Raw genomic sequence first — 23,382 nt, forward strand, 5'->3', positions numbered from 1 at the left:
TCCTTCGGTGGATGGTTTACTGCGGTCCCAGCTTGCGGATCAGCGCGGCCAGGTCTTCGGATTCCTGCGGCTTCAGGTCGGACAGCGGGGGCCGCACCGGGCCGGCCGTCTTGCCGACGAGGGTCGCACCGGCCTTGACGATCGACACCGCGTAGCCTTCGCCCTTGTTGCGAATGGCCAGGTAGGGCAGGAAGAACTCGTCGATCAGGCGCCCGGTGGTCGCGGTGTCGCCGCTCGCGTAGGCGTTGTAGAACTCGATCGCCGTGCGCGGGATGAAGTTGAACACGGCCGACGAATACGTGGGCACGCCCAGTGCCTTGTACGCGGCCGCATAGACCTCGTGGGTGGGCATGCCGCCGATGTAGACGAAGCGGTCGCCCAGCTTCTGGCGGATGGAGACGATGCGCTCGATGTCGCCGAGGCCGTCCTTGAAGCCGATCAGGTTGGGGCAGCGCTCCGCCAGGCGGACGAGCGACTCCGCGGTGAGCTTCGTCGCGCCGCGGTTGTAGACGATGACGCCGATCTTCACGCTCTTGCACACCGCCTCCACGTGCTGCACCAGGCCATCCTGCGTGGCTTCGGTCAGGTAGTGCGGCAGCAGCAGCACGCCCTGGGCGCCGTTGCGTTCGGCTTCCTGCGCGTACCGGATCGCCAGGGTGGTGCCGCCGCCGGCACCGGCGACGATGGGGACGCGGCCCTTGCAGGTCTCGGCCGCCGTCTTGATCACGCCGGCGAATTCCTGCGGTTCCAGCGAGAAGAACTCGCCCGTGCCCCCGGCGGCGAACAGCACGGTGGCGCCGTACGGCATCAGCCACTCGAGGCGGTTCGCATAACCCTTGGGGTCGAAGCGCAGCTGGCTGTCGAAATCGGTGAGGGGAAAGGAAAGCAGGCCCGAGGACAGAGCCTTTTTCAGTTCTTGCGGTGACATGGGCGTCTCGGAAAAGAGGTAAGACATCATACAACTCGGGACGCGAGCGACGCAATGGTGACACCACGGGTTGAGGGCAAAAAGAAGGGGCGCCCCCGGCGCCCCCTTTGTTCCCGGCCCTTGTGCGTTAGAGCTTGCCGGCGCCCGCCTGCGCCCGGACCGCGTCGCGCAGGGCAGCCTGGTCCGCGCCGGTCGCGGTGGGCAGCGCGGTGTACGTATAGGTGCGCTGGGGGTGCCAGAACGAGGCGGGATCCGCGGGGTCGAGCCGCTGCAGCGGTGCGTTGCTGGCGGAACTGCTGGCCTTCACCTGCGCCGCTGCATACACGTCGACCAGCACGCCATTCAGGACCGTGCCGGTGTCGAAGTACCAGGTGCCGCATTCGGCGGTGGAGTAGCCGGCCTGCACGCAACGCCCGGGCGCCTGGGCCGTCCCCGCGCCGTTCGCCAGAGTGGAGCTGAAGCCGACCAGCCGGCTTGCGTCCATGGTGCCGCCAATGTCGAACAGGTTGTTCTCGGTCACGATCTTGGCGGCCGTGCCCAGGGTCCACGCCTCGCTGTACAGGTAGTCGTTGCCCCCTGCCGCGCGCGTGCCTTCGTAGTAGTTGTTGTAGACGTGCACCCGGCCGAAGCGCACGCGCGGCATGCGCTGCACCACGTTCTGCCAGTGGTTGTGGTGGAAGGTCACGTCGATGCGGCCGGGGCCGTAGCCGAGCAGCGGGTCGGTGAAGTCGGATCCACCCAGCAGGTGGCCCTTGTCGTGCGAGAAGAAGTGGTTGCGCGAGACGGTGACGCGCGTGCCGCCCAGCGTCACGTCCACGAGGCCGTCGTGGTGCTGCACCTTCTGCGTCGCCTCGTTGAAGATCTGGTAGGGCCGCCCCTCGAAGGTCGTGGTGGTCGTCCACACGCCGGGGCTCAGTCGGTCGGGACGGGCGCCGTCGCTGAAGCTGTTGCCGTCGATCCAGACCTGCTCCGCGTTCTCCACGGACACCGTGTCGTACTCCGAGTTCCAGCGGCCGCCGCGGCACTTGTGCGGGCCCTTGTCCGTCCCCGCGTCGTACACGGCCTGGCAGTCCGCCAGGTAGGGCATGCTGTTGGTGCGCCCCGAGATGCTGAAGGAGTCCTGCGGGTCCCAGCCCGGGAACATGTCGTAGGAGTCCTCGAAGGCGATGTTGCGGATGACGACGTTCGTGGCCTTGTAGTTCGCCGCGTCCTGCCGCTGCGGGTCGGCGGGATCGGCGCGCAGCCACCCCAGCCGCAGGTTGCCGCGCACGATCCGCGCGTCGGTGCCCAGCCCGATGATCGAGGTGTTGGACCCCACGCGCACGACGGCGACGCGCTCCTGCGCCTTCTGGAAGCAGGCGCGCGCCTCCTCCAGCGGGCCGGACACGGGCGGCGGCGCCAGCCGGCCGTCGCTGGCGCGCGGCACGGCGCCCTGGCGGTTCCACACGTTGGGGTCGTAGGCCGCCTTGTACGCGCCGAAGAAGCCGCCGTTGCCGGACTCGTTGCGCGTGACGGGGTCGTAGTAGGTGGCGTGCCCGGTGTAGTTGCACCGCGCCATGTACGCTTCTTCGGTGAGCGGCTGGAGGTCGTCGTCGACGTTCAGGTCGATCGTGCCGCGCACGTAGATGATCTTGGGCGTGTCGTCGGGGGCTTCCCAGCTGTCGTCGGCCCGGGTCGTGCGCGGCTTGCCCGCGTAGAGCGCCTGCACCAGCTCGCGCCGGTTGGTGACGGTGAAGGTGTTCTTCGCCAGCGCGCCGCAGCCGCCGGTCACCGCACCGCCCGCCGCCGCCCAGCCGTCGGCGCCGAGCGACGAGGGGTTCGAGTCGGTTTCCGCCGTGCAGGGGCGCGAGCTCTCTTCGGGTTGGGGCGCGGCGACCGGGAAGGGCGTGCCCCCGTCGCCACCGCCGCAGCCGGCCACCAGCAGCGCGCCGGCCAGCATCCCGAGCCCCAGGTTTCGTAACAGCATGATGGGTTTGTCTCCTGTGAATGTTGTATGAGGTCGTACATCATCCACAAGACGCACCTGTGCCGGTGTGTCGGTGACTTCCTGAAACAATTTGGGGAGCGGAGGCTCAGCCGGCTTCGGCGGCGAGCCGCCGGCGGCGCTCGCGGCTGTTGGCCAGGTGCGTGCGCATCGCGGCGCGCGCGCCTTCCGGATCCTGCTGCGCGATGGCGTCGATGATGCTTTCGTGCTCGGCGTTCACCCGGCGCAGGTAGGCCTGCCGCTCCGGCGTGGGAGGCCCGGCCGGTTCCAGCCGCGCCCGCGGGATCATCATGCCGCCCAGCGTGGCCATCAGGTCCACGAAGTGCTGGTTCTGGGTGGCGCGCGCGACTTCCAGGTGGAACTGGAAGTCGGGAGCGACCGCGTCGCGGCCTTCCTCGACCGCGCTGATGAAGGCCGCCAGCGCCGTGCGCAGGTTGGCCACGTGCTCCGGGGTGCGCCGTACCGCCGCGATGGCCGCCGCTTCGGTCTCGACGGCGATGCGCAGCTCGAGCACGGCGATCACGTCCTGCAGCGTGCCCAGCTGCTCGCGCGAGATGCGGAAGGCCGCGCCGTCGCCCAGGCCGACGACGAAGGTGCCGACACCATGCCGCGTCTCGACCAGGCCGGCCGCCTGCAGCCGGGAGATCGCCTCGCGCACGACCGTGCGGCTGACCCCGAACTCCTCCATGATCGCGGCCTCGGTCGGCAGCTTCTCGCCGGGCGCCAGCTGCCCTTCGCGGATGCGGCCGCTCAGCCCGTCGACGAGGTCGTGGGCCAGGCCGCGCGGCCGGCGGCGGACGGTGGCGAGGTCGTTCATGCGGGAAAACCCTCTGCTTTCATCGGCAAGTCACATGGAATAGTTGTACGACAACAGATGACCGATGACAAGCCTGTGGCCCGAATGTAGCAGGCCTCGCCCCGAACATGAACCCTGCCAACCCGCAACACTCCCTGGGCCGCCTGCTCCTGACCGGCGCCGCGGGCGGACTCGGCCGCGTGCTCCGGCCGCGGCTGCGTGCCCGCAGCAGCCTGCTGCGCGTGAGCGACATCTCCGCCATGGACCCCGCGGCCGCCGGCGAGGAGGTCGTGCAGGCCGCCCTCGAGGACCGCGCCGCCGTGCACTGCCTGCTGGAAGGCATCGATGCCGTGGTGCACCTGGGCGGCCTCTCGACCGAACATCCCTTCGACGCGATCCTGCAGGCGAACATCGTCGGCACGTACAACGTCTACGAGGCCGCGCGCCGGCACGGCGTCAAGCGCATCGTGTTCGCCAGCTCCAACCACGTGACCGGCTTCTACCGGCAGGACCAGGTCATCGACGCGAACGCGCCGGCACGCCCGGACGGCTACTACGGCCTGTCCAAGGCCTTCGGCGAGGACCTCTCGCGCTTCTACTTCGACCGCTACGGCATCGAGACGGTGTGCCTGCGCATCGGCTCCTCGTTCCCGGAACCGAAGGACCGCCGCATGCTGGCCACGTGGCTCAGCTACGACGACCTGGAGCGGCTGGTGGTTGCCAGCTTGACCGCGCCCGTGGTCGGCCACAGCATCATCTTCGGCATGTCCGACAACACGACCACCTGGTGGGACAACTCCCTGGCCCGCCACATCGGCTTCCGTCCCCAGGACAGCTCCGAGCCGTTCCGCGCCGCGCGCGAGGCGGCGCAGCCCACGCTGGACCGCAACGATCCCGCGGTGCTGTACCAGGGCGGCGCGTTCGTGCGCACGGGCCCGTTCGAGTGACCTTCACCTTTCGCTAGACAACCACAGGAGACTCCCATGAAGAAGTTCATGCTGCCCATCGCATTCGCCGCGGCGCTCGCCGCCACCGGCGCCCAGGCCGTCGAGTTCCGCTCGTCCGACGTGCACAACAGCGACGACTACCCGACGGTCGCGGCCGTCAAGCACATGAGCGAGCTGCTCAAGCAGGCCACCGGCGGCAAGCACTCGATCAAGGTGTTCAACAAGGGCGCCCTCGGCAGCGAGAAGGAGACGATCGACCAGACCAAGATCGGCGCGCTGGAGATGACGCGGGTGAACATCAGCCCGATGAACGCCATCTGCCCCAAGACCATGGTGCCCACCATGCCCTTCCTGTTCCGCTCCGTGGAGCACATGCGCAAGGTGCTGGACGGCCCGGTCGGGGAGGAGATCCTGAAGGACTGCGAGCAGTACGGCTTCGTCGGACTGGCCTTCTACGACTCGGGCGCGCGCTCCATCTACGGCAAGAAGGCGGTGAAGTCGCTCGCAGACGCCAAGGGCATGAAGATCCGCGTGCAGCAGTCCGACCTGTGGGTCGCGCTGGTCGGCGCGATGGGCGCCAACCCCACGCCCATGCCCATCGGCGAGGTCTACACCGGCCTCAAGACCGGCCTGATCGACGCCGCCGAGAACAACGTGCCCTCGTACGACGGCTTCAAGCACTACGAGGCCGTCAAGTACTACAGCCGCACCGAGCACTCCATGGCGCCCGAGATGCTCCTCATGAGCAAGGTCGTCTACGACAAGCTGTCGCCCGCGGACCAGCAGGCCATCCGCAAGGCGGCCAAGGAGTCCGTGGCGTTCCAGCGCAAGAAGTGGGACGAGCAGGAAGCCAAGTCGATGGCCGCGGTCAAGGCCGGCGGCGCCGAGATCGTCGAAGTCGACAAGGCGTCCTTCCAGAAGGCCATGGGCCCCGTGTACGACAAGTTCATCACCTCGCCGGACCTGAAGCGCCTGGTGAAAGCGGTGCAGGACACGAAGTGACGGTTTCGCGGTCGATCGCAGCGGGCCCGGGCGCCGTGCCGCCCGAAAGCGTCCATCCCGGCCCGCTCGCGGAGGGCGGCGGTCCCGCCCTGCCGGCGGGCCAGCCCGGCGCGGGGGCGCCTGCGTACCGTGCCGGGAGCCCGCTGCTCGACGGCTACACGCGCCTGTGCGCGTGGCTGTCGCGCATCAGCCTGGTCGCGGCGGTGCTGCTGCTGCTGGCGGTGGTCCTGTGCGTGCAGTGGCAGGTGGTCGGGCGCTACGTCTTCAACGACACGCCCACCTGGGCGGAAGCGCTGGCCATGCTGCTGGTGCTGTACATGACGTCGCTCGGCGTGGCCGTCGGCGTGCGCGACGCGGGCCACATCGGCCTGGAGTCGCTGGTGATGCTGCTGCCCGAAAAGCTGCGGCTGAAGCTCGAGATCCTGATCCATGCGCTGGTCGGCACCTTCGGCTTCCTCATGGCGAAGTCCGGGTGGCTGTGGGCCACCATGAAATGGAACGAAAGAAAACCCATGCTTCCCGTGCCCGAGGGCGCTGACTACGTGCCGCTGGTGATCGCCGGCGGGCTGATCGTGCTGTTCTGCGCGGAACACATCATCGCGCTGCTGCGCGGCATCGAAGTGGAGCCGGCGTGGAACTGACCGTCCTGGCGATCACCTTCGTCGTCCTGCTCCTCGTGGGCGTGCCGGTGGCCTTCTCCATCGGCCTCGCGTCGGTGGCGACCATCCTCTATGCCGGCATGCCCAGCGCCGTCGTCTTCCAGAAGATGGTCGGCGGCATGCAGGTGTTCTCCTTCCTGGCCATCCCGTTCTTCATCTTCGCCGGCGAGCTCATGCTGTACGGCGGCATCGCCGACCGCATCGTGCGCTTCGCCAACAGCCTGGTCGGCCACGTGCGCGGCGGGCTGGGCATGAGCAACGTGGTGGGCTGCACCCTGTTCGGCGGCGTCGCCGGCTCGCCGCTGGCGGACGTGTCGGCGATGGGCAGCGTGATGATCCCCCTGATGAAGAAGGAGGGCTACCACGCCGACTATGCCGTGAACGTGACGACGCATGCCGCGCTCGTCGGCGCGCTGATGCCGACGTCGCACAACATCATCATCTTCACCCTGGCGACCACCGGCATCGCGTCGGTGAGCATCCTCGGCCTGATCGTCGCCTGCCTGGTCCCGGCGCTGCTCCTCACCATCTGCAACCTCGGCGCCGCCTACTGGGTCGCCGTGCGCCGCGGCTACCCGACGCGCGGCGACTTCGCCGGCTGGGGCGAGGTGGCGCGCGCGTTCGCGGCGGCCTTGCCCGGCCTGCTGGTGATCCTGATCATCCTGGGCGGCATCCTGTCCGGCGTGTTCACCGCCACCGAGTCCGCGGCCACCGCGGTGCTGTGGGCGCTGATCGTGACGGCGGTGGTGTACCGCACGCTGTCGTGGGAGCACTTCCTGAAGGCCTGCGCCAAGGCCTGCAAGACCACGGGCGTGGTGCTGCTGCTGATCGGCATCTCGGCCGCCTTCGGCTACTTCATGGCGCTCTACGAGGTGCCGCAGAAGACCGGCGCGCTCATGTCGGCGGTGACGCAGGAGCCCTGGCTGATCTTCCTGATGGTGAACGTGCTGCTGTTCGTGCTGGGGACCTTCCTCGACATGGCGGCCACCATCCTGATCTGCACGCCCATCTTCCTGCCCATCTGCGTGCAGTTCGGCATGCACCCGGCGCAGTTCGGCGTGATGATGCTGATCAACTGCGCGCTCGGGCTGAACACTCCGCCCGTGGGGACGACGCAGTTCGTCGGCTGCGCCATCGGCGGCGTGTCCGTGGGCACCGTGATGCGCACGATCTGGCCGTTCTACGGCGCGCTGATCGCCTGCCTGATGCTGGTGACGTACGTCCCGGCCTTCTCCATGTGGCTGCCCAACCTCCTGCTGAAATGAGCGACTTCACCCCCAGCGTGCGCTACCCGGACCCGGCCATCGAGGTGCTGGACGAGCGCTTCCTCAAGTTGCGCCTGTTCAGCGCGCACGTCGAACGCCTGGCCACCGGCCTGCGCTGGGCCGAAGGCCCGGTCTGGTTCGGCGACGGCCGCTTCCTGCTGGTGTCGGACATCCCGAACAACCGCATCGTGCGCTGGGACGAGGCGAGCGGCGCGGTGAGCGACTTCCGCAACCCGTCGAACCACGCCAACGGCCACTTCCGCGATCGGCAGGGCCGGCTGCTGACCTGCGAACACCTCACGCGCCGCGTCACGCGCACCGAATACGACGGCAGCATCACCGTGCTGGCCGACCGCTTCGACGGCAAGCGGCTCAATTCGCCCAACGACATCGTCTGCGCGCGCGACGGCAGCATCTGGTTCACCGACCCGAGCTTCGGCATCGGCGGGTACTGGGAGGGCGAGCCGGGCGAGCAGGAACTGCCGCACGCCGTGTACCGCATCGCCCCCGATGGCAAGCTGCAGCAGGTGCTGACCGACCTCAACGCACCGAACGGCCTGGCGTTCTCGCCGGACGAGTCGGTGCTCTACATCGTGGAGAGCCGCGCGGCGCCGCACCGGAAGATCTGGGCGTACGACCACGGCGGCGGCAGGCTCTCCAACAAGCGGGTCGCCGCCGACGCGGCGGGGCCCGGCGCCTTCGACGGCTTCCGCGTGGACGTCGAAGGAAACCTCTGGTGCGGTTTCGGCAGCAACGGCGCGCCCGGCGTGGACCCGCAAGGTCTCGACGGCGTCCGCGTGTTCGCTCCGGACGGCACGGCCATCGGCCACATCCACCTGCCGGAGCGCTGCGCCAACGTGTGCTTCGGCGGCAGGAATCGCAACCGGCTCTTCATGGCCGCAAGCCATTCCATCTACAGCCTGTTCGTCAACACGCAGGGCTGCTGACCTTCCTCTTCGGTTTTTTCGGGCTGCGGGCTGCAACCCAGGCCGCTGCATTGGCTGATCGCTTCTGACAACACTAGGAGACAACCATGGAACGCAGGCTTTTCCTCACCTCCCTCTCCGCTGCCGCCGTCACCGCGGCGTGCGGCGGCGGGGGCTCCGATCCCGCCCCCGCACCCGGCGCGCCGCCCGCGCCCGGCACGCCCGCCTATGAACCGCCGGTCGACCCGGACCCCTTCCGCCAGTCCACCAAGGTGGCGATGCGGCGCGCGGCGATCCACATGGACCAGAACGTCTCGTACCGCGGCGCCTATGTGTGGTCCTGGCTCGCGTCCGACCGCAACAAGCTGTGGGGCGAGATGGAGGCGTACCCGACGATGTGCTGGATGCAGCCGACCGGGACGCCTTCGGTGGGCAACTGCCTGCTGGACGCCTACAAGGCGACCGGCGACGAGAACTTCTACAAGGCGGCCGAGCGCACCGCGCTGGCCATGATCGAGGCGCAGCATCCGTCCGGCGGCTGGAACTACATCTACGACTTCGCCGGCGAAGCCTCGCTCAAGCGCTGGTACCAGACGGTGGGCGCCAACGGGTGGCGACTGGAGGAATTCCAGCACTACTACGGCAACGCCACGTTCGACGACGCGACCACGGCGGTCTCCTCGCAGTTCATGCTGCGCATGTACCTGGAGAAGAAGGATCCGCGCTTCAAGTCCGCCCTGGAGAAGGCGATCGGTTTCGTGCTCGACGCGCAGTTCAAGAGCGGCATCGCCGCCGGTGGCTGGCCGCAGCGCTTCCCCCGCGCCTTCAACGCGACGCGGTCCATGCCGGCCCCCAACTGGCCGCCCACGGGGCCGGGCTGGGAGCACCTGCAGCCGGGCGCGCAGAACGGCGACTTCATCATCCAGGGGCCGGGCGGCATCCCGGCGCGGCCGGGCTACACCGGGGTCTTCAGCGGCATGGAGGACGGCGACTACACCAATTTCGTGACCTTCAACGACGACGTCATGGGCGAGAACATCAAGTTCCTGCTGCTGTGCGTTTTCGGCCTGGGGGACACCAGCCTCAAGGCGCCGGTCGTGGCCGCCATGGACTGCATGTACAACATCATGTACGAGTACGACGGCGTTCCGGCCAACTCCAGCAACCCGAACGCCGGCACGACGCCGCAGGCGGGCTGGGGCCTGCAGCACCTGTCGTCCGATTCCGTCGATGCCTACGGCGTGCTGCGCCGCGCGGGCCTGCCGGCGGCGGCCCGCAGCTACGAGCCGCGCGGCCTGAGCCCGTCGGTCTCGATCACCAACGCCAACCAGCTGTTCCACTACTTCCGCCTCACCGGCGACCGCAAGTACATCGCCAAGCTGGGTCGCGTGTTCGACTGGATCGACACCTGCGCGCTGCGCGCCAACCAGCGGGCCGGCGGCGACCCGGAAAGCATCCTCACCGGGACGCACGCGCGCGTGGTCGAACTCGATTCGAACCGGCCGCGCTTCCCGCACCGCTACGGCACCAACATCCACAACGGCGCCTACTACTTCGACTACGACTGGCGCCGCACGCCCAGCCACTACAACGCCTCCCAGAACGCCAGCACCGCCACCCCGCGGGCCACGCTGGCCCGGCTGCAGGCGCTGTCGAACGCGGAGATCGCCGCGATGGTCGCCAACTCGCCGCTGAACGTGGACGGCGAGCGCCCGCTGCCGAAGTACTTCTCCGTCAACGGTGAAGTCGACTTCCCCCACCTGTGGGCAAACTCGGTGAAGGGCACGGCGACGCGCACGGCGGAACAGACGCAGGCGCTGATCGACAACCTGGGCGAGAAGAACTTCTGGGGCACGAACCAGTCGCTGTTCACCAACCCGTACACGCAGGACGGCCCGAGCGCGCCCTACCTCGGCAAGGAGTACATGAGCACGCACGTCGGCGACGTCTACGACACCTCGCCCTATGGCGTGAACCAGCGGCCGAACGTGGAGCCGTATGCGTCCAACCCGCCCGCGGTCAACACGGTGATCGAGAGCACGACCTTCGTGAACAACCTCGGCAACCTGATCTCGTTCATCGAGCCGGTCACGCCCGTCACGGACCCGGCCTACAAGGCCTGACCCGCGTCCGTGCGCACGAAGCGCACGTCGCGGCCTTCGCACTCGCCGGCGTCCGGTGCTTCCCACCGGTCGCTGGCGAGGTCGAAGATCGCGTCCGGCACTTCCATGCTGAAGGTCGGCCCGCGTTCCAGGTTGCGCTGCCGCACCCGCGCGCGGCGCACTTCGCGGTCCGCCTCCAGGACGTGGAGCACCAGCGGGATGCCGGCCGCCTCGGCGCGGGCGTAGACCCGCTCGCGGTCGGCGCGCGTCAGCAGCCCGAGCTCCAGCACCGCGTCCGATCCGCAGCGCACCAGGTCGCAACCCAGCGACCAGAGCTGCTCGATGCAGCGCCATTTGCGTTCGGCGTACCAGGGCATGACGCCCGCGGCCGGGCGGTCGGGGCTGAAGAGGGCCACGAACCAGGCGTCGAGGTTCAGGTGCGGCGCGGCGCGGCCGGCCGCCAGCCGGGCGGCGAAAGTGCTCTTGCCGGCGCCGACGGGGCCCTCGACGAGGTGGATGCTTGCCATTCGGGTCTCCGGAAACGAAAAGGCCCTGCCGCGAACGGAAGGGCCTGGCCAATGAAAAACGGGCTCCAGGGAGCCCGTTGCGGATCCACCTTCGAGGTGGTGGTTGCAATGTAGCGGCGCCCGCGCGGCGCGGTCAAGTGACCCGCGCCACGTCCAGCGCGAGCTGCGCCATGCGCAAGGCCCCATCGAAGCTGCGCGCCACCGCGATGAACACGTTGGTGTGGCAGAACAGTGCGTCCGGCACGCCGCAGGCCGCGGCCAACTGCTGGTCGCGCAAGCCGGCCCAGGCGCGCGGCAGGTCCAGGCGCGACGCGAAGGACCCGACCTGCGCCGGCACCGTCCGCAGCACGTAGCGCTCGCCGCTTTCGTCCGCCTCCGGATAGAGCACGAACAGCACGTCCGGCATCTCCTGCACCACGACCGAAGTCCAGGGCATGCCGCCTTCGGCGAGGTGCAGCACGCGGCCGCCCAGCAGGCGTTCGCTCGCACGCACCCGGTGGGCGGCCAGGTCCTGGCCGATGCGCCGCAGCACGAGGCGCTGCAGGAAGCGCTGCACCGTGGCCATGGCTTCCCGGAACCGCTCCAGCTGCAGCGCGGCCCGGCCACCGGTGTCGAGTGGCTGCTCCTCGAGCCAGGTGCTGTTCAGCGCCGCGACCTGGCTGGACAAACCGAACGCGCCCGGCGCGACGAGGTCGGCGCCCGTGTCGACCAGGTCGAGGTAGCGCACCAAGGCGCCGTCGATGTCCTGCGCGATGCGCGACGCTGCATCGTCGGGCAAGGCATGGCCCAGCCCGTCCGCGACCTGCCGCACGTAGGCGTGGCCGAACTCCCGCCACACCAGGCCGGCGCTCGCATACCCTTCCGCACCGGCCCGCGCCCCATCGAAACCGCGCTGGTGGTGGTCGAAGCGGCCGCGGGCCGGGTCCCATTCGCCGCCGACGTCGACGGCGAAATCCGCCCGCGCGATCTCCGCAGCGTCCCGCGTGCGCACCAGTGCATGCGAGGGGAAGAGGGCCGCGAGCACCGCCACCCCGAAGACGTCGTCGGCGTGGAAGGAGCCGCTGTGCGTGGCGATGCGCTTCGCCATCTCAGGCCAGCAGGTCGTAGAGCGTGCGCGCCACGACCTGCGTGGCGCGACGCAGGTCCGCGAGCTCCAGCCGCTCGTCCGCACGCTTGGCATGCGACTCGAGCACGGTGCGCGGACCGGCGCCGTAGATCACGCCCGGGATGCCGGCCTCGCCATACAGGCGCACGTCGGTGTACAGCGGCGTGCCCATGGCGGGAATGTCCTCGCCGAAGACGGCCTTGCCGTGCTTCTGCAGGGCGGCCACCAGCGGCTGGTTGCCCGGCAGCGGCTGGAGTGCATTGGCGAGCAGCAGGCGACGGATCTCCACGGTGATGCCGGGAAATTCCTTCGCCGCGGCGGCGATCACCTGGCGGATGTTCGCCTCGACTTCCTGCGGGTTCTCCTCGGGGATCATGCGGCGGTCCAGCTTGAACGCGACCTTGCCCGGCACCACGTTGGTGTTGGTGCCACCCTCGATGCGGCCCACGTTCAGGTACGGGTGCCGGATGCCGGCCACTTTCGACGTGACCTGCTTGTAGAGCGCGTTCTGCGCGTAGAGCGCGTTCAGGATCTGCACGGCGCCCTGCAGCGCATCGACCCCGGTGTCCGGGATGGCGGCGTGCGCCATCTTTCCGTGCACCGTCACCTCCATCTGCAGGCAGCCGTTGTGCGCGGTGACCACTTCGTAGCTGAAGCCCGCGGCGATCATCAGGTCCGGCCGGGTCAGCCTGTTCTTCAGCAGCCAGCCCGGACCGAGCTCGCCGCCCATTTCCTCGTCGTAGGTGAAGTGCAGCTCGACGCCGCCCTTCAGCGGCGCCTGCAGCGACTCCAACGCCCGCACCGCGAAGGTGAAGCTGGCGAAGTCGCTCTTGCTCACCGCCGCCGCGCGGCCATAGATCCTGCCGTCGGCGATCTCGCCGCCGTAGGGGTCGTGCGTCCAGCCCTCGCCGGGCGGCACGACGTCGCCGTGCGCGTTGAGTGCCACCGTGCGGCCCTCGCCGTAGCGGCGGCGCACGATCAGGTTGGTGATGGATTGCAGTCCATGCGCCTTCACTTCCGCGTCGGGCACCGGATGCTTCTCGGCCTGCAGGCCCATGGCCTGCAGCAGTTCGGCGGTGCGTTCCGCGTGCGGCGCGTTGTGGCCCGGCGGCGTATCGGTCGGCACGCGCACCAGCTCCTGCAGGAAGCGCACCTCTTCGTCGAAGTGCGACGCGATCCAGGCGTCGAGGCGGTCGTAGGCGGTCATGGGGTCTCTTTCGCCAGCTGGTCCAGCAGGTGCCGGAAAGCCTCCACCGCCAGCTGGATGTCGTCGCTGGTCGTGGATTCCAGGGGGTTGTGGCTGATGCCGGCGTTCTGCCCGCGCACGAACAGCATGGCCTGCGGCATCACCTCGTGCAGCTTCATGGCGTCGTGGCCGGCGCCGCTGGGCATGCGGTACACGGGCACGCCCAGCGCATCGACGGCGCGCTCCCAGCGCTGCTGCCATCCGGGCGCGCTGGGCGCGGCGGCGGCCCGCATCGTTTCCTCGACGGCGTGGCGCAAGCCGCGCCGCTTGCAGATCTCCGCCAGCTGGGCCAGCACATCGGCCACCAGCGCGTCGCGTTGCGGATCGTTGGGTGCGCGCAGGTCCAGCGAGAACAGGCAGCGGCCGGGCACGACGTTGATCGAGCCGCTGGGCACTTCCAGCATGCCGATGGTGCCGACCGAATCGCCGTCGCGGCGTGCGCGCTCCTCGACGAACAGCGCGAGCTCCGCCACCGCCACCGCGGCGTCGCGCCGGCGGTCCATGGGCGTCGTGCCCGCGTGGCTGGCCATGCCGGTGACTTCGCACTGGAAGCGCACGCCCCCGTTGATGGACGTGACGACGCCCAGCGGCAGGTCCAGCTCGTTGAGCACCGGCCCCTGTTCGATGTGCACCTCGACGAAGCCGAGGTAGCGCGCCGGGTCGCGCTTCAACGCCGCGATCGCCTCCAGCGTGGCGGGCAGGCCGGCGTTGCGCATCGCCTCGCGCATGGGGATGCCCGCGGCATCCTTCTGGTCCAGCCAGGCCGGGTGGAAGGCGCCCAGCAGCGCACCCGACCCGAGGAAGGTCGCCTTGTAGCGCTGGCCTTCTTCCTCGGAGAAGGCGACCACCTCGATGCCGAAGGTCAGCCGCCGGCCCGCGCGTGCCAGTTCGCGCACGCAGGCCATCGGCGTGAAGATGCCGAGGCGGCCGTCGTACTTGCCGCCGTTGCGCACCGTGTCGTAGTGCGAGCCGGTGAGCAGCCATTTCTCTCCCTCCCCCTCTGGGGGAGGGTTGGGGTCGGGGCGCCGCGGCGCATAACGGCCCACCACGTTCCCGACCGCATCGACCTCCACTTCGTCGAAGCCGCAGTCCCGCATGGTGTCCACGATCTCCCGCGCGGCGGCCCGGTGCGCATCGGTGAGGTAGGTCACCGTCAGCTGGCCCTTCTCCGCGTAGCCGGGGTCGCTGTGCTCCGCCAGCCTTTCCTGCCAGTCCCACACCAGGTTGCCCAGCACGGGTTCGGCACCGAACTTGTCGTTCAGGCGCAGTTCGGCGATGCGGTGGATGTTGCGCAGCGCCTCGGCCCGTTCGAAGTCGGCGGGGTTGTCCAGGCGCCGCGCGAAGGTCGCGATGATCTCGCGCCGGTGCAGCCCGGTGCCGCGCGGGCCGCGCACCGCGAGGATGAAGGGGAAGCCGAACTTCGCGTTGTAGTCCGCATTGAGCTGCTGGATGCGCGCGAATTCCTCCGGCGTGCAGTCGGTCAGGCCGGCCTTGCCCTGTTCGTTCGTGGATTCGCTGGTGAGCGTCTTCGCCACCATGGCCTTGCCGGCCAGCTCCGGGTGGGCGCGGATCAGCGCGAGCTGCCGGTCCGCGGTGGCGTTGCCCACGACCTCGGCCAGCGCATGTTTCAGGTGGGCCAGGGAGCGGAAGGGCCGTTGCGCCAGCGCCGCCTGCGCGATCCACGGCGAGTGCTCGTAGACACCGTCGAGCAGGCGTGCCGCTTCGGCCGGGTCGCCAACGTTGATCTGTTCCAGGGTGAGGGCCATGTCAGTTCGAGGGGCAGGGATGGGCCTGCGTCCAGTGGCGGGCGATGTCGATGCGGCGGCACACCCAAACGCGGTCGTGCGCGGCGATGTGGTCCAGGAAGCGCTGCAGCGCGATGATGCGGCCGGGTCGCCCGAGCAGGCGGCAGTGCATGCCGATGCTCATCATCTTCGGCGCTTCGTCGCCCTCGGCGTACAGCACGTCGAAGGTGTCGCGCAGGTACTGGAAGAACGGGTCCGCGTGCGAGAAGCCCTGGGGCAGCGCGAAGCGCATGTCGTTGCAGTCCAGTGTGTACGGCACCACGAGGTGCGGCACGGCCTGGCCGTCGCTCTTGCGCACCTTCATCCAGAAGGGCAGGTCGTCGCCGTAGTAGTCGCTGTCGTAGGCGAAGCCGCCGTAGTCGGCGACGAGCCGGCGCGTGTTGGGGCTGTCGCGCCCGGTGTACCAGCCGAGCGGCCGCTCGCCGGTGAGGCGGACGATGCCTTCCATGGCCAGCCGCATGTGCTCGCGTTCGGTGGCTTCGTCGACGTTCTGGTAGTGGATCCACTTCCAGCCATGGCAGGCGATCTCGTGGCCGAGCTCGACGAAGGCCTGCGTCAGTTCCGGGTGGCGCTGCAGCGCGGTGGTCACGCCGAACACCGTCAGCGGCAGGCGGCGCTGTTCGAACTCCCGCAGCAGGCGCCACACGCCGACGCGCGACCCGTATTCGTAGATGCCCTCCATGCTCAGATGCCGGTCCGGATAGGCGGCCGGATTGAACATCTCGGAGAGGAACTGTTCGGAGGCGGGATCGCCGTGCAGCACGCTGTTCTCGCCGCCTTCTTCGTAGTTCAGCACGAACTGGACGGCGACGCGGGCATGGCCCGGCCAGCGGGCGTGGGGCGGGTTGCGGCCGTAGCCCACGAGGTCGCGCGGGTAGGCGGCGGTGGAGTCGTAGATGGGATTCATGCGGGCACCGGGGGGACCGGGCAAGAATACACTCCCGCGAAACACGGAGATCCCGCATGGGCCTGAGCACCCACGTCCTCGACACGATGCACGGCACGCCGGCCGCCGGCATGGCCGTGGAGCTGCATGCCATCGCGGGAGGCCAGCCACAGTTGGTGAAGCGTTTCGTTCTCAACGCCGACGGCCGCAATGCCGATGGGCCGCTGTTCGACAACGCGAGCCTGAAGAAGGGCACCTACCGCCTGGTGTTCGACGTCGCCGCGTACTTCCGCGGCCGCGGGGTCACGCTGCCGGACCCGCCGTTCCTGGACCGGGTCAGCCTCGACTTCGGCATCGCCTCCGTGGACCAGCACTACCACGTGCCGCTGCTGGTGAGCCCGTGGAGCTATTCGACCTACCGCGGGTCCTGAAACGAAAAAGCGCCGCGGCGCGGCGCTTTCGCGGCGGTGCCGGCCCCGTTCAGTCCTGGCCTTCCGTCAGCGTGTCCAGCTGGAACTGGCCGCTCTTGTGCCAGAGCCAGGTGTCCGTCCACACCACCTTGCCCATGCGCGCCGGCATGGGGTAGGGCGCGGCGGCCCGCACCGTGCGTTCGATCTCGGCGATCACTTCCGGCGCGTGTTTCGGCGCGCGCATCCAGTTCAGGGTGCGCACGTTGCCTTCGCGGTCGACCTCCACCTGCAGCACGCCGATCGCGTACAGCAGCGGCGGCAGGCGGCCCTTCCAGATGCGTTCGCCGTTCATGCTGTACACGTGCTGGGCGGCATCGGCGCGGTAGGCGCGCGGGTTGGCGGCGTTGGAGGTCTTGATCACCATGGGGGAGTGTTGCGGGGCCTGCGCGCTGGCCGGCGCGCCCATGTCGGGCGAGACGGTGGCGCGCGGCGGCTCCGGGGGGAGCGGCGTGGACGTGCAGGACGCGAGCAGCACGGTGGCCGTGGCGAGCACGGCGGGCGTCAGGGTACGCAAGGTGGGTTGATACTTCGTCATCATGGATCCTGGCAGTCACGCGGCGAGGCGCCGGGGGAATCTACAACGGCCGCGCTTGCGGCAATGATGACCCTGGTTACCAATCGTTGGATGTCCGTGCCGGCGGCTACACGGTAAAGAATGCGCCCCATCAAAGAAGTCACGACGCGGCTCGCCGCCGAAGACGCGGTGTTGGTCACCGTCGACAGCACGCAAGGCTCCGTGCCGCGCGAGGCCGGCGCCTGGATGGCCGTCTTCGCTCAGGCGGTGGTCGGCACCATCGGCGGCGGCCACCTGGAATTGCAGGCGATCGGCGAAGCGCGCCGGCGCCTGGCCGGATCCGAAGGCGAGCCGGTGCTGCGCTATCCGCTCGGCCCGTCGCTCGGGCAGTGTTGCGGCGGCGTGGTGCGTTTACGTTTCCAGCGCATCACGCGCAGCGATGCTGTCCCCCTGCCGCAACGGCTGTCGGCGCCCGGCACCCCCGTCGCCCTGTTCGGCGGCGGCCACGTGGGCCGCGCCATCATCGAGGTGCTCGGCCCGTTGCCGTTCGACGTCACCTGGATCGACAGCCGCGACGAGATCTTCCCGGACACCGTGCCGGACAACGTGCGGTGCGAGCACTCCGATCCCGTGCAGGCCGCCGTCGCCGCGCTGGCGCCCGGCTCGCGCGTGCTCGTCATGAGCTTCAGCCACGCCGAGGACCTGGACATCGTCGCGGCCTGCCTGCGGCGGCTGCGCGAGCGCGGCGACCTGCCCTTCGTCGGGCTGATCGGCAGCAGGACGAAGTGGGCCACCTTCCGCCACCGCCTGGTGGAGCGCGGATTCGCGGAAGACGAACTGGCGCGCATCACCTGCCCGATCGGCATCCCGGGCATCGGGGGCAAGGAGCCCGAGGTGATCGCCGTGGCGGTGGCGGCGCAGCTGCTGCAAAGCTAAACTCGGCCACTTCGCCGCAGCGGCGCTCGTGACGGACCTTCCCCTGCCGGGGCGGGCCGCCGCGATGTGCGCGGCCTTCTTCCTGCTCAGAGCGCCCGCGGTGGTGAGCAGTCCAGAACGAAAGCCATGGAAAGCTATCTTCTCGACTGGGCCAACCTGCTGCTGCGCTGGCTGCACGTGATCACCGCCATCGCGTGGGTGGGCTCCTCCTTCTACTTCGTCTTCCTCGACAGCAGCCTCACGCCGCCCGCCGATGCGAAGCTGCGCGAGGAGGGCGCCACCGGCGAACTGTGGGCCGTCCACGGCGGCGGCTTCTACCACCCGGTGAAGTACGCGGTGCGGCCGCCCCAGTTGCCGCCGCACCTGCACTGGTTCTTCTGGGAAAGCTACTCGACCTGGCTCTCCGGCTTCGCGCTCTTCACGGTCTCGTACATCTGGAACGCGGGCAGCTACCTGGTGGACCGCTCGCTGATGGACTGGTCGCCCGGCGCGGCGGTGTCCGTGGCCCTGTCCTTCCTGGTGGTGTTCTGGATCCTCTACGACGCGATCTGCCAGCTGTTCGGCCAGCGGAAGAACGGCGGAGCCATCGTCGGCGCGCTGGTGCTGCTGCTGGTGTGCGTGGCCTCGTGGCTGGCCTGCCAGTGGTTCGCGGGGCGCGCGGCCTTCCTGCTGGTGGGCGCCATGCTGGCCACGGCGATGAGCGCCAACGTGTTCTTCTGGATCATCCCGGGCCAGAAGAAGGTGATCGCGTCGATCAAGGCAGGCGAACCCGTGGACCCCATCCACGGCCAGCGGGGCAAGCAGCGCAGCGTGCACAACACCTACTTCACCCTGCCGGTGCTGTTCGCAATGCTGTCCAACCACTACAGCTTCCTCTACACGCACGCGCACAACTGGGTCGTGCTGATCCTGATGATGTTCGCCGGCGCCGCGATCCGCCAGTTCTTCGTGATGCGGCACGGCTGGAAGCTCGGGCGCAACCGCCATCCCGCCGGCTACGCGCTCGTCGGCATCGCCGCGATCGTCGCCACCATCGCCTGGCTCACCCCGCGCCAGGAGGCGACTGCGGCCGCACCAGCCACCGCGAACTACGCGGCCGTGCAGAAGGTGCTGGAGCAGCGCTGCTATCAATGTCACGGCGCGCAGGTCCAGATGAAGAACGTGCGCCTCGACTCCGCCGAGGCGGTGAAGCAGCACGCGCAGGCGGTGTACCTGCAGTCGGTGGTGGCGAAGACGATGCCGCTGAACAACGCGACGCAGATGACGGACGTGGAGCGGGCGTTGGTGGGGCGGTGGTTCCAGGCGGGGGCGCGGACGGATTGAGTCTTCCTCCTTCCGGCTTCTTCCGGTTCTTCCGGGGCGATCGGCGGTTCAGGGCGAGGTTGGGGGCCGGGGGCCCGCCCTCCGGTCCGGCTCGCGCAATCCGCGGCCATGGAGAACGAGAGCCTCCAATGCGGACGAGCGGTCAGGTGCACCAGGCGCCAGGTAGCGCGAATCGTCCCTGCGGTCGGACCCCCAACCCCCAACCTCATCACGCCGTTCATTCAGGGCACGGCCGGCGCGGGACAGTTCGCGCGCAGTCGACCCAGGGACGGGGGTTCGGGTTCCCGCTCGGAGGGACGATTCGCTCCCCCACGGACAGCATTGCACCAAGCCGCTCGTCCGCAGCAAAGCCTCCCGTTCTCCATGACCGACCATAGAGCGAGCCTGGACCGTAGAGCGGGTGCCCGGCCCCCCGGCCCGCCCTGTCACTCATAGCGGAAGGAAAGCGGCAGCGAAGCCTGCCGCACAATGCGGTGCAAGGATCCCCCATGCCAGCGCCCGACCCCCGCCAAGACCCCCGCGCCTTCCTCGAGCACCTCTACCGCGCCGCGGTGCATCGCGCCCTGCCGCTGCACAACACCGCGGCCTACCTGCCGGCGCCGCCGCGGGGGCGAACGCTGGTCCTCGGCGCGGGCAAGGCAGGAGGCGCGATGGCGCAGGCGGTCGAGGCGCATTGGCCGGCCGACGCGCCGCTTTCCGGCCTGGCCGTGACGCGCTACCACCACACGCCGCCGCGCCCGGCCGGCCTGCCGCGCCGGATCGAGGTGGTCGAGGCCGCGCATCCCGTTCCCGATGCCGCGGGCCTGCACGCCGCCGAACGCATCCTCGCGCTTGCGCATGGCCTCACGCCCGACGACCTGGTGCTGTGCCTCATCTCCGGCGGCGGCTCCGCGCTGCTCACGCTGCCCGCCGAAGGCCTGTCGCTGGAGGACAAGCAGCGCATCAACCGCGCGCTGCTGGACTCGGGCGCCAACATCACCGAGATGAACTGCGTGCGCAAGCACCTGTCGCGCATCAAGGGCGGGCGCCTGGCGGCCGCGTGTGCACCGGCACGCGTCGTGACGCTGACGATCAGCGACGTTCCGGGGGACGATCCTTCGGTCATCGCCAGCGGGCCGACCGTGCCCGACACGACGACCTGCGCCGACGCGGTCGCGATCCTGCAGCGTTATGGCATCGAGGTGCCGGGCGCCATCATGAGCCTGCTGGAGCAGGGCGCGCTGGAAACGCCGAAACCCGGCGACGCCGTGTTCCAGGGCCAGCAGGTGCACATGATCGCGACGCCGCAGCAGTCGCTGGAAGCCGCGGCCTCCGCGGCAAGGGCCGCCGGCGTCGAGGCGCACATCCTCAGCGACGAGATGGAAGGCGAGTCGCGCGAGGTCGGCAAGGTGCATGCGGCGCTGGCGCGCGCGGTGGCCCTGCGCGGCCAGCCTTTCCACCGGCCGTGCGTGATCCTGTCCGGCGGCGAGACGACCGTGACGGTGCGCAAGGTGCCGGAGGGCACGCCGCGCGGCCGTGGCGGCCGCGCCGGCGAGTTCTGCCTGGGGCTGGCCGAGGCGCTGCAGGGCCAGCCCGGCGTGTTCGCGCTCGCGGCCGACACCGACGGCATCGACGGCAGCGAGGACAACGCCGGCGCCTTCGTGGCGCCGGACACGCTGCGGCGCGCGCAGGCGCAAGGCCTGAAGATCGCCGCCCACCTGGCGCGCAACGATGCCTACGGCTACTTCCAGGCGCTCGGCGACCTGGTGGTCACGGGGCCCACCCACACCAACGTCAACGACTTCCGCGCGCTGCTGGTGCTCTGAACGCTAGAGCGCCGCGCTGCCGAAGTGCGCGGCGAGGTGCTCGACGAAGAGCCGCACCCGCGCGGTGTGGGCCTGGGCTGCCGGGTAGACGGCGTAGATGTCCGCCGGGGGCGCCAGCCAGTTTTCCAGCACCGGGCGCAGGCGGCCGCTGCGCAGGTAGCGCGCGACGTCCCATTCCGCGCGCAGCACGATGCCGTGGCCGGCCAGCGCCCAGTGGACGGCCACTTCGCCGTCGTTGGTGGACAGCCGCCCGCGCACCTTCACGGTTTCGGTCTTGCGGCCGGCGCGCAGCTTCAGCACGCCGTAAGGATCGTTGCCCTGCCGGATCGCAATGAGGCCGTGTTCCAGCAGGTCCTGCGGTTCCTCCGGCGTTCCGTGGCGGGCGAGGTAGGCGGGCGCGGCGCACAGCAGCCGCCGGTTGGGCGCCAGGCGCCGGGCGATCACCCGTGCGTCCGGCGGCTCGCCGAAGCGCACGCACACGTCGAAGCTGTCCTCCGCCAGCGCCGGCGGGTTCGCGGACAGCTGCAGCTGCACGTCGACCTGCGGGTGCTTGCGGGCGAAGCCGGCGATCAGCGGCGCCACGTGCATGCGGCCGAAGCCGAGGGTGGCGTTCACCCGCAACAGCCCACGCGCCTGCGCGCGCGTGCCGCGCAGTTCGCCTTCGGCCGCCTCGATCTCGGCCAGGATGCGCCGGGCATGCTGCAGGTAGGTCTCGCCCTCGGCCGTCACCCCGATGCGCCGCGTGGTGCGGTGGAGCAGGGGCACGCCCAGGCGAGCCTCCAGCTGCGCGAGCCGCTTGCTGACGGCCGCGGTGCTCACCTGGAGCTCGCGGGCGGCCGCCGACAGGCTGCCGGAGCGCACCAGGTCGCTGAAGAACTGCATGTCGGTGGAGGAGGCGGCGGCGCTGGACATGGCTGGTTTTCCCTGGCGGCATTCTCGTCCTGTCTTGCGCGCGCGACAGCGCGGAGCGCCACAACGGTTAAATTCGTGGGTCTACGAGGAGTGCTCCATGTCCAACGGCAAGCAGAATGCCGGCTCGCACGGGCCGCAGGACCGCGCCGCCATCGAAAGGACGATCGAGAAGATCGCCCGCACCGTGCGCGAACTGCGCAACACCGACGTTTCCACCATCGAGGACCGCTGGGACACCCGTCTCGACGGCCTGCAGAAGAAGATCAACGGCGTGCTCGCCGAGGCGCTGGGCATCTCGTCGGCGGAATACAAGAAGGAACAGGTCCCGCCGCTCGACTCCGAGCTGCAGACGACGTTCGGCGAGCGCTACACCGTCGAGGAATACCGGGACATCCTGCGGCTGGCGCTCCACCAGGCGGCCAACAAGCTGGAGGCGGTGAGCCGCAAGCTGGTGCAGCGCGCCGAAGGCGGCCCGGCCGAAAGCCCGGCCCCCGCGCCCGCGCCGGAACCCGCACCCGAGCCCGAGCCCGAGGCGGAAATCGAAGAAGAGACGCCCGCAGAAGAACCGGAGCCCGAACCGGCCCCGCCGCCGGCCGCGACACCGGCTCCCACACCCGCGCCGACACCCGCTCCAACGCCGGCGCCCACCCCGGCCGCGAAGCCGGCTCCGGCTCCCGTCCCTGCGCCCGCGAAGGCGCCGGCGCCCACGCCCACCCCCGCCCCCGCCCCGACGCCCGTCCCCACACCCGCACCGCAGGAACCCGCCATGAGCGCATCCCCCGCCCCGTCCGCGCAGAAGCGCAGCATCGCCATCATCTGCGCCACCGCCGACACCAAGAGCGCGCAGTCGCTGTCGAACTACGTCACGCAGCTGGGGCTGTCGCCGGCGCTGCATTCGCTGGCCAAGGCGGGCACCGACGCGGCGACGCTGGAAGCGCTGGAGGCGGCGCGCGGCGCCGAATATGCCATCGTGCTGGGCGCGGCGGACGCCTCCGCCATCCCGCCGCTGCACATCGGTTTCCTCCTCGGCCTGGTGGGGCGCAACCGCCTCTGCTTCCTGGGCAAGGGCACGCCGGCCGCCGGCGTCGACGCGGTCCCGCGCCACACGCTGGACGACGGCGGCCTGTGGAAGCTGCTGGTCGCGCGCGAGATGAAGCAGGCCGGGCTGGACATCGACCTGAACCGCGCGATGTGATCGCGGCCCATTGTTGACCCGTGGGTTAACGATGGGTTGAGCCTGCGCG

21 protein-coding genes are annotated in these 23,382 nt (G+C 69.8%); 11 read left to right on the forward strand and 10 right to left on the reverse strand.

Annotated elements, in window-relative coordinates; all coding sequences use genetic code 11:
- Window positions 1-16 precede the first annotated feature (16 nt).
- The 3 genes from kdgD to IM787_RS17200 form a co-directional block, all read right to left on the reverse strand.
- Window positions 17-928 carry a 5-dehydro-4-deoxyglucarate dehydratase gene (kdgD, locus tag IM787_RS17190; protein ID WP_193677937.1) on the reverse strand — a complete coding sequence of 304 codons (912 nt, stop codon included), beginning with the start codon at window positions 926-928 and terminating at the stop codon, window positions 17-19.
- Window positions 929-1,055: 127 nt separating this feature from the next.
- Window positions 1,056-2,894, reverse strand: coding sequence for a pectate lyase family protein (locus tag IM787_RS17195; protein WP_193677938.1), 1,839 nt, complete (start codon window positions 2,892-2,894; stop codon window positions 1,056-1,058).
- A 106-nt stretch (window positions 2,895-3,000) separates the two neighbouring features.
- Window positions 3,001-3,729 (reverse strand): FadR/GntR family transcriptional regulator, encoded by a 729-nt coding sequence (locus IM787_RS17200; RefSeq protein WP_193677939.1) that lies wholly within the window; start codon window positions 3,727-3,729, stop codon window positions 3,001-3,003.
- Window positions 3,730-3,836: 107 nt separating this feature from the next.
- On the opposite strand from IM787_RS17200, the gene IM787_RS17205 reads away from it, so the two are divergent.
- The 6 genes from IM787_RS17205 (at window position 3,837) to IM787_RS17230 (ending at window position 10,630) form a co-directional block, all read left to right on the forward strand.
- Complete coding sequence (locus IM787_RS17205; protein WP_193677940.1) at window positions 3,837-4,655, forward strand: NAD-dependent epimerase/dehydratase family protein; 819 nt, start codon at window positions 3,837-3,839, stop codon at window positions 4,653-4,655.
- A 36-nt stretch (window positions 4,656-4,691) separates the two neighbouring features.
- On the forward strand, window positions 4,692-5,657 hold the full coding sequence (locus IM787_RS17210; RefSeq protein ID WP_193677941.1) for a TRAP transporter substrate-binding protein: 966 nt from the start codon (window positions 4,692-4,694) through the stop codon (window positions 5,655-5,657).
- Window positions 5,658-5,800: 143 nt separating this feature from the next.
- The gene (locus IM787_RS17215; RefSeq protein WP_193678383.1) at window positions 5,801-6,298 is read left to right on the forward strand and encodes a TRAP transporter small permease; all 498 of its coding nucleotides are present in this window, start codon (window positions 5,801-5,803) and stop codon (window positions 6,296-6,298) included.
- Complete coding sequence (locus tag IM787_RS17220; protein ID WP_193677942.1) at window positions 6,289-7,581, forward strand: TRAP transporter large permease; 1,293 nt, start codon at window positions 6,289-6,291, stop codon at window positions 7,579-7,581. The genes IM787_RS17215 and IM787_RS17220 overlap by 10 nt, the downstream gene beginning before the upstream one ends.
- Entirely contained in the window at window positions 7,578-8,528 is a 951-nt protein-coding gene (locus tag IM787_RS17225) for an SMP-30/gluconolactonase/LRE family protein (protein WP_193677943.1), read from the forward strand. The genes IM787_RS17220 and IM787_RS17225 overlap by 4 nt, the downstream gene beginning before the upstream one ends.
- An 86-nt stretch (window positions 8,529-8,614) precedes the next feature.
- On the forward strand, window positions 8,615-10,630 hold the full coding sequence (locus IM787_RS17230) for a pectate lyase (protein ID WP_193677944.1): 2,016 nt from the start codon (window positions 8,615-8,617) through the stop codon (window positions 10,628-10,630).
- Here IM787_RS17230 and IM787_RS17235 read toward each other — a convergent pair.
- From IM787_RS17235 to puuE, 5 genes are all read right to left on the reverse strand, one after another.
- Window positions 10,618-11,136, reverse strand: coding sequence for a P-loop nucleotide/nucleoside kinase family protein (locus tag IM787_RS17235; protein ID WP_193677945.1), 519 nt, complete (start codon window positions 11,134-11,136; stop codon window positions 10,618-10,620). The genes IM787_RS17230 and IM787_RS17235 overlap by 13 nt on opposite strands.
- A 133-nt stretch (window positions 11,137-11,269) precedes the next feature.
- Entirely contained in the window at window positions 11,270-12,223 is a 954-nt protein-coding gene (locus IM787_RS17240) for an MYG1 family protein (RefSeq protein WP_193677946.1), read from the reverse strand.
- 1 nt (window position 12,224) lies between these two features.
- The gene (locus tag IM787_RS17245) at window positions 12,225-13,448 is read right to left on the reverse strand and encodes a M20 family metallopeptidase (RefSeq protein WP_193677947.1); all 1,224 of its coding nucleotides are present in this window, start codon (window positions 13,446-13,448) and stop codon (window positions 12,225-12,227) included.
- Window positions 13,445-15,253 carry a 2-oxo-4-hydroxy-4-carboxy-5-ureidoimidazoline decarboxylase gene (uraD, locus tag IM787_RS17250; protein WP_193677948.1) on the reverse strand — a complete coding sequence of 603 codons (1,809 nt, stop codon included), beginning with the start codon at window positions 15,251-15,253 and terminating at the stop codon, window positions 13,445-13,447. Before uraD ends, IM787_RS17245 begins: the two co-directional genes overlap by 4 nt.
- A 1-nt stretch (window position 15,254) precedes the next feature.
- Window positions 15,255-16,199 carry an allantoinase PuuE gene (gene puuE, locus IM787_RS17255; protein ID WP_193677949.1) on the reverse strand — a complete coding sequence of 315 codons (945 nt, stop codon included), beginning with the start codon at window positions 16,197-16,199 and terminating at the stop codon, window positions 15,255-15,257.
- Between the two features lie 56 nt (window positions 16,200-16,255).
- Here puuE and uraH point away from each other — a divergent pair, with 56 nt between their 5' ends.
- A complete protein-coding gene (gene uraH / locus IM787_RS17260) occupies window positions 16,256-16,609 on the forward strand; it encodes a hydroxyisourate hydrolase (protein ID WP_193677950.1) in 354 nt (117 codons plus the stop codon).
- A gap of 49 nt (window positions 16,610-16,658) precedes the next feature.
- Here uraH and IM787_RS17265 read toward each other — a convergent pair whose 3' ends face one another.
- Window positions 16,659-17,162, reverse strand: a complete 504-nt coding sequence (locus IM787_RS17265; protein ID WP_227494467.1) for a hypothetical protein — start codon at window positions 17,160-17,162, stop codon at window positions 16,659-16,661.
- A 141-nt stretch (window positions 17,163-17,303) separates the two neighbouring features.
- On the opposite strand from IM787_RS17265, the gene xdhC reads away from it, so the two are divergent.
- From xdhC to IM787_RS17280, 3 genes are all read left to right on the forward strand, one after another.
- The gene (xdhC, locus tag IM787_RS17270; RefSeq protein ID WP_193677952.1) at window positions 17,304-18,098 is read left to right on the forward strand and encodes a xanthine dehydrogenase accessory protein XdhC; all 795 of its coding nucleotides are present in this window, start codon (window positions 17,304-17,306) and stop codon (window positions 18,096-18,098) included.
- 126 nt (window positions 18,099-18,224) lie between these two features.
- On the forward strand, window positions 18,225-19,421 hold the full coding sequence (locus IM787_RS17275; protein ID WP_193677953.1) for a urate hydroxylase PuuD: 1,197 nt from the start codon (window positions 18,225-18,227) through the stop codon (window positions 19,419-19,421).
- Between the two features lie 488 nt (window positions 19,422-19,909).
- Window positions 19,910-21,226 carry a glycerate kinase type-2 family protein gene (locus IM787_RS17280; protein ID WP_193677954.1) on the forward strand — a complete coding sequence of 439 codons (1,317 nt, stop codon included), beginning with the start codon at window positions 19,910-19,912 and terminating at the stop codon, window positions 21,224-21,226.
- A gap of 3 nt (window positions 21,227-21,229) precedes the next feature.
- Here IM787_RS17280 and IM787_RS17285 read toward each other — a convergent pair whose 3' ends face one another.
- Window positions 21,230-22,138: a LysR family transcriptional regulator gene (locus IM787_RS17285; protein ID WP_193677955.1), complete on the reverse strand. Its 909-nt coding sequence runs from the start codon at window positions 22,136-22,138 to the stop codon at window positions 21,230-21,232.
- A 97-nt stretch (window positions 22,139-22,235) separates the two neighbouring features.
- On the opposite strand from IM787_RS17285, the gene IM787_RS17290 reads away from it, so the two are divergent.
- Entirely contained in the window at window positions 22,236-23,333 is a 1,098-nt protein-coding gene (locus tag IM787_RS17290) for a hypothetical protein (protein WP_193677956.1), read from the forward strand.
- Window positions 23,334-23,382: the final 49 nt, after the last annotated feature.

The organism is Ramlibacter pallidus, from assembly GCF_015070875.1.
Taxonomy (GTDB): Bacteria; Pseudomonadota; Gammaproteobacteria; order Burkholderiales; family Burkholderiaceae_C; genus Ramlibacter; species Ramlibacter pallidus.

Bases quoted from the DNA above. Each gene is read 5' to 3' on its own strand.
- IM787_RS17275 (WP_193677953.1), top strand. From the start codon at position 18,225: ATGGAAAGCTATCTTCTCGACTGGGCCAACCTGCTGCTGCGCTGGCTG.
- IM787_RS17205 (WP_193677940.1), top strand. From the start codon at position 3,837: ATGAACCCTGCCAACCCGCAACACTCCCTGGGCCGCCTGCTCCTGACC.
- IM787_RS17230 (WP_193677944.1), top strand. From the start codon at position 8,615: ATGGAACGCAGGCTTTTCCTCACCTCCCTCTCCGCTGCCGCCGTCACC.
- IM787_RS17210 (WP_193677941.1), top strand. From the start codon at position 4,692: ATGAAGAAGTTCATGCTGCCCATCGCATTCGCCGCGGCGCTCGCCGCC.
- IM787_RS17235 (WP_193677945.1), bottom strand. From the start codon at position 11,136: ATGGCAAGCATCCACCTCGTCGAGGGCCCCGTCGGCGCCGGCAAGAGC.
- IM787_RS17200 (WP_193677939.1), bottom strand. From the start codon at position 3,729: ATGAACGACCTCGCCACCGTCCGCCGCCGGCCGCGCGGCCTGGCCCAC.
- uraD (WP_193677948.1), bottom strand. From the start codon at position 15,253: ATGGCCCTCACCCTGGAACAGATCAACGTTGGCGACCCGGCCGAAGCG.
- IM787_RS17195 (WP_193677938.1), bottom strand. From the start codon at position 2,894: ATGCTGTTACGAAACCTGGGGCTCGGGATGCTGGCCGGCGCGCTGCTG.
- IM787_RS17285 (WP_193677955.1), bottom strand. From the start codon at position 22,138: ATGTCCAGCGCCGCCGCCTCCTCCACCGACATGCAGTTCTTCAGCGAC.
- puuE (WP_193677949.1), bottom strand. From the start codon at position 16,199: ATGAATCCCATCTACGACTCCACCGCCGCCTACCCGCGCGACCTCGTG.
- xdhC (WP_193677952.1), top strand. From the start codon at position 17,304: ATGCGCCCCATCAAAGAAGTCACGACGCGGCTCGCCGCCGAAGACGCG.
- IM787_RS17245 (WP_193677947.1), bottom strand. From the start codon at position 13,448: ATGACCGCCTACGACCGCCTCGACGCCTGGATCGCGTCGCACTTCGAC.
- IM787_RS17225 (WP_193677943.1), top strand. From the start codon at position 7,578: ATGAGCGACTTCACCCCCAGCGTGCGCTACCCGGACCCGGCCATCGAG.
- kdgD (WP_193677937.1), bottom strand. From the start codon at position 928: ATGTCACCGCAAGAACTGAAAAAGGCTCTGTCCTCGGGCCTGCTTTCC.
- IM787_RS17240 (WP_193677946.1), bottom strand. From the start codon at position 12,223: ATGGCGAAGCGCATCGCCACGCACAGCGGCTCCTTCCACGCCGACGAC.
- uraH (WP_193677950.1), top strand. From the start codon at position 16,256: ATGGGCCTGAGCACCCACGTCCTCGACACGATGCACGGCACGCCGGCC.
- IM787_RS17280 (WP_193677954.1), top strand. From the start codon at position 19,910: ATGCCAGCGCCCGACCCCCGCCAAGACCCCCGCGCCTTCCTCGAGCAC.
- IM787_RS17290 (WP_193677956.1), top strand. From the start codon at position 22,236: ATGTCCAACGGCAAGCAGAATGCCGGCTCGCACGGGCCGCAGGACCGC.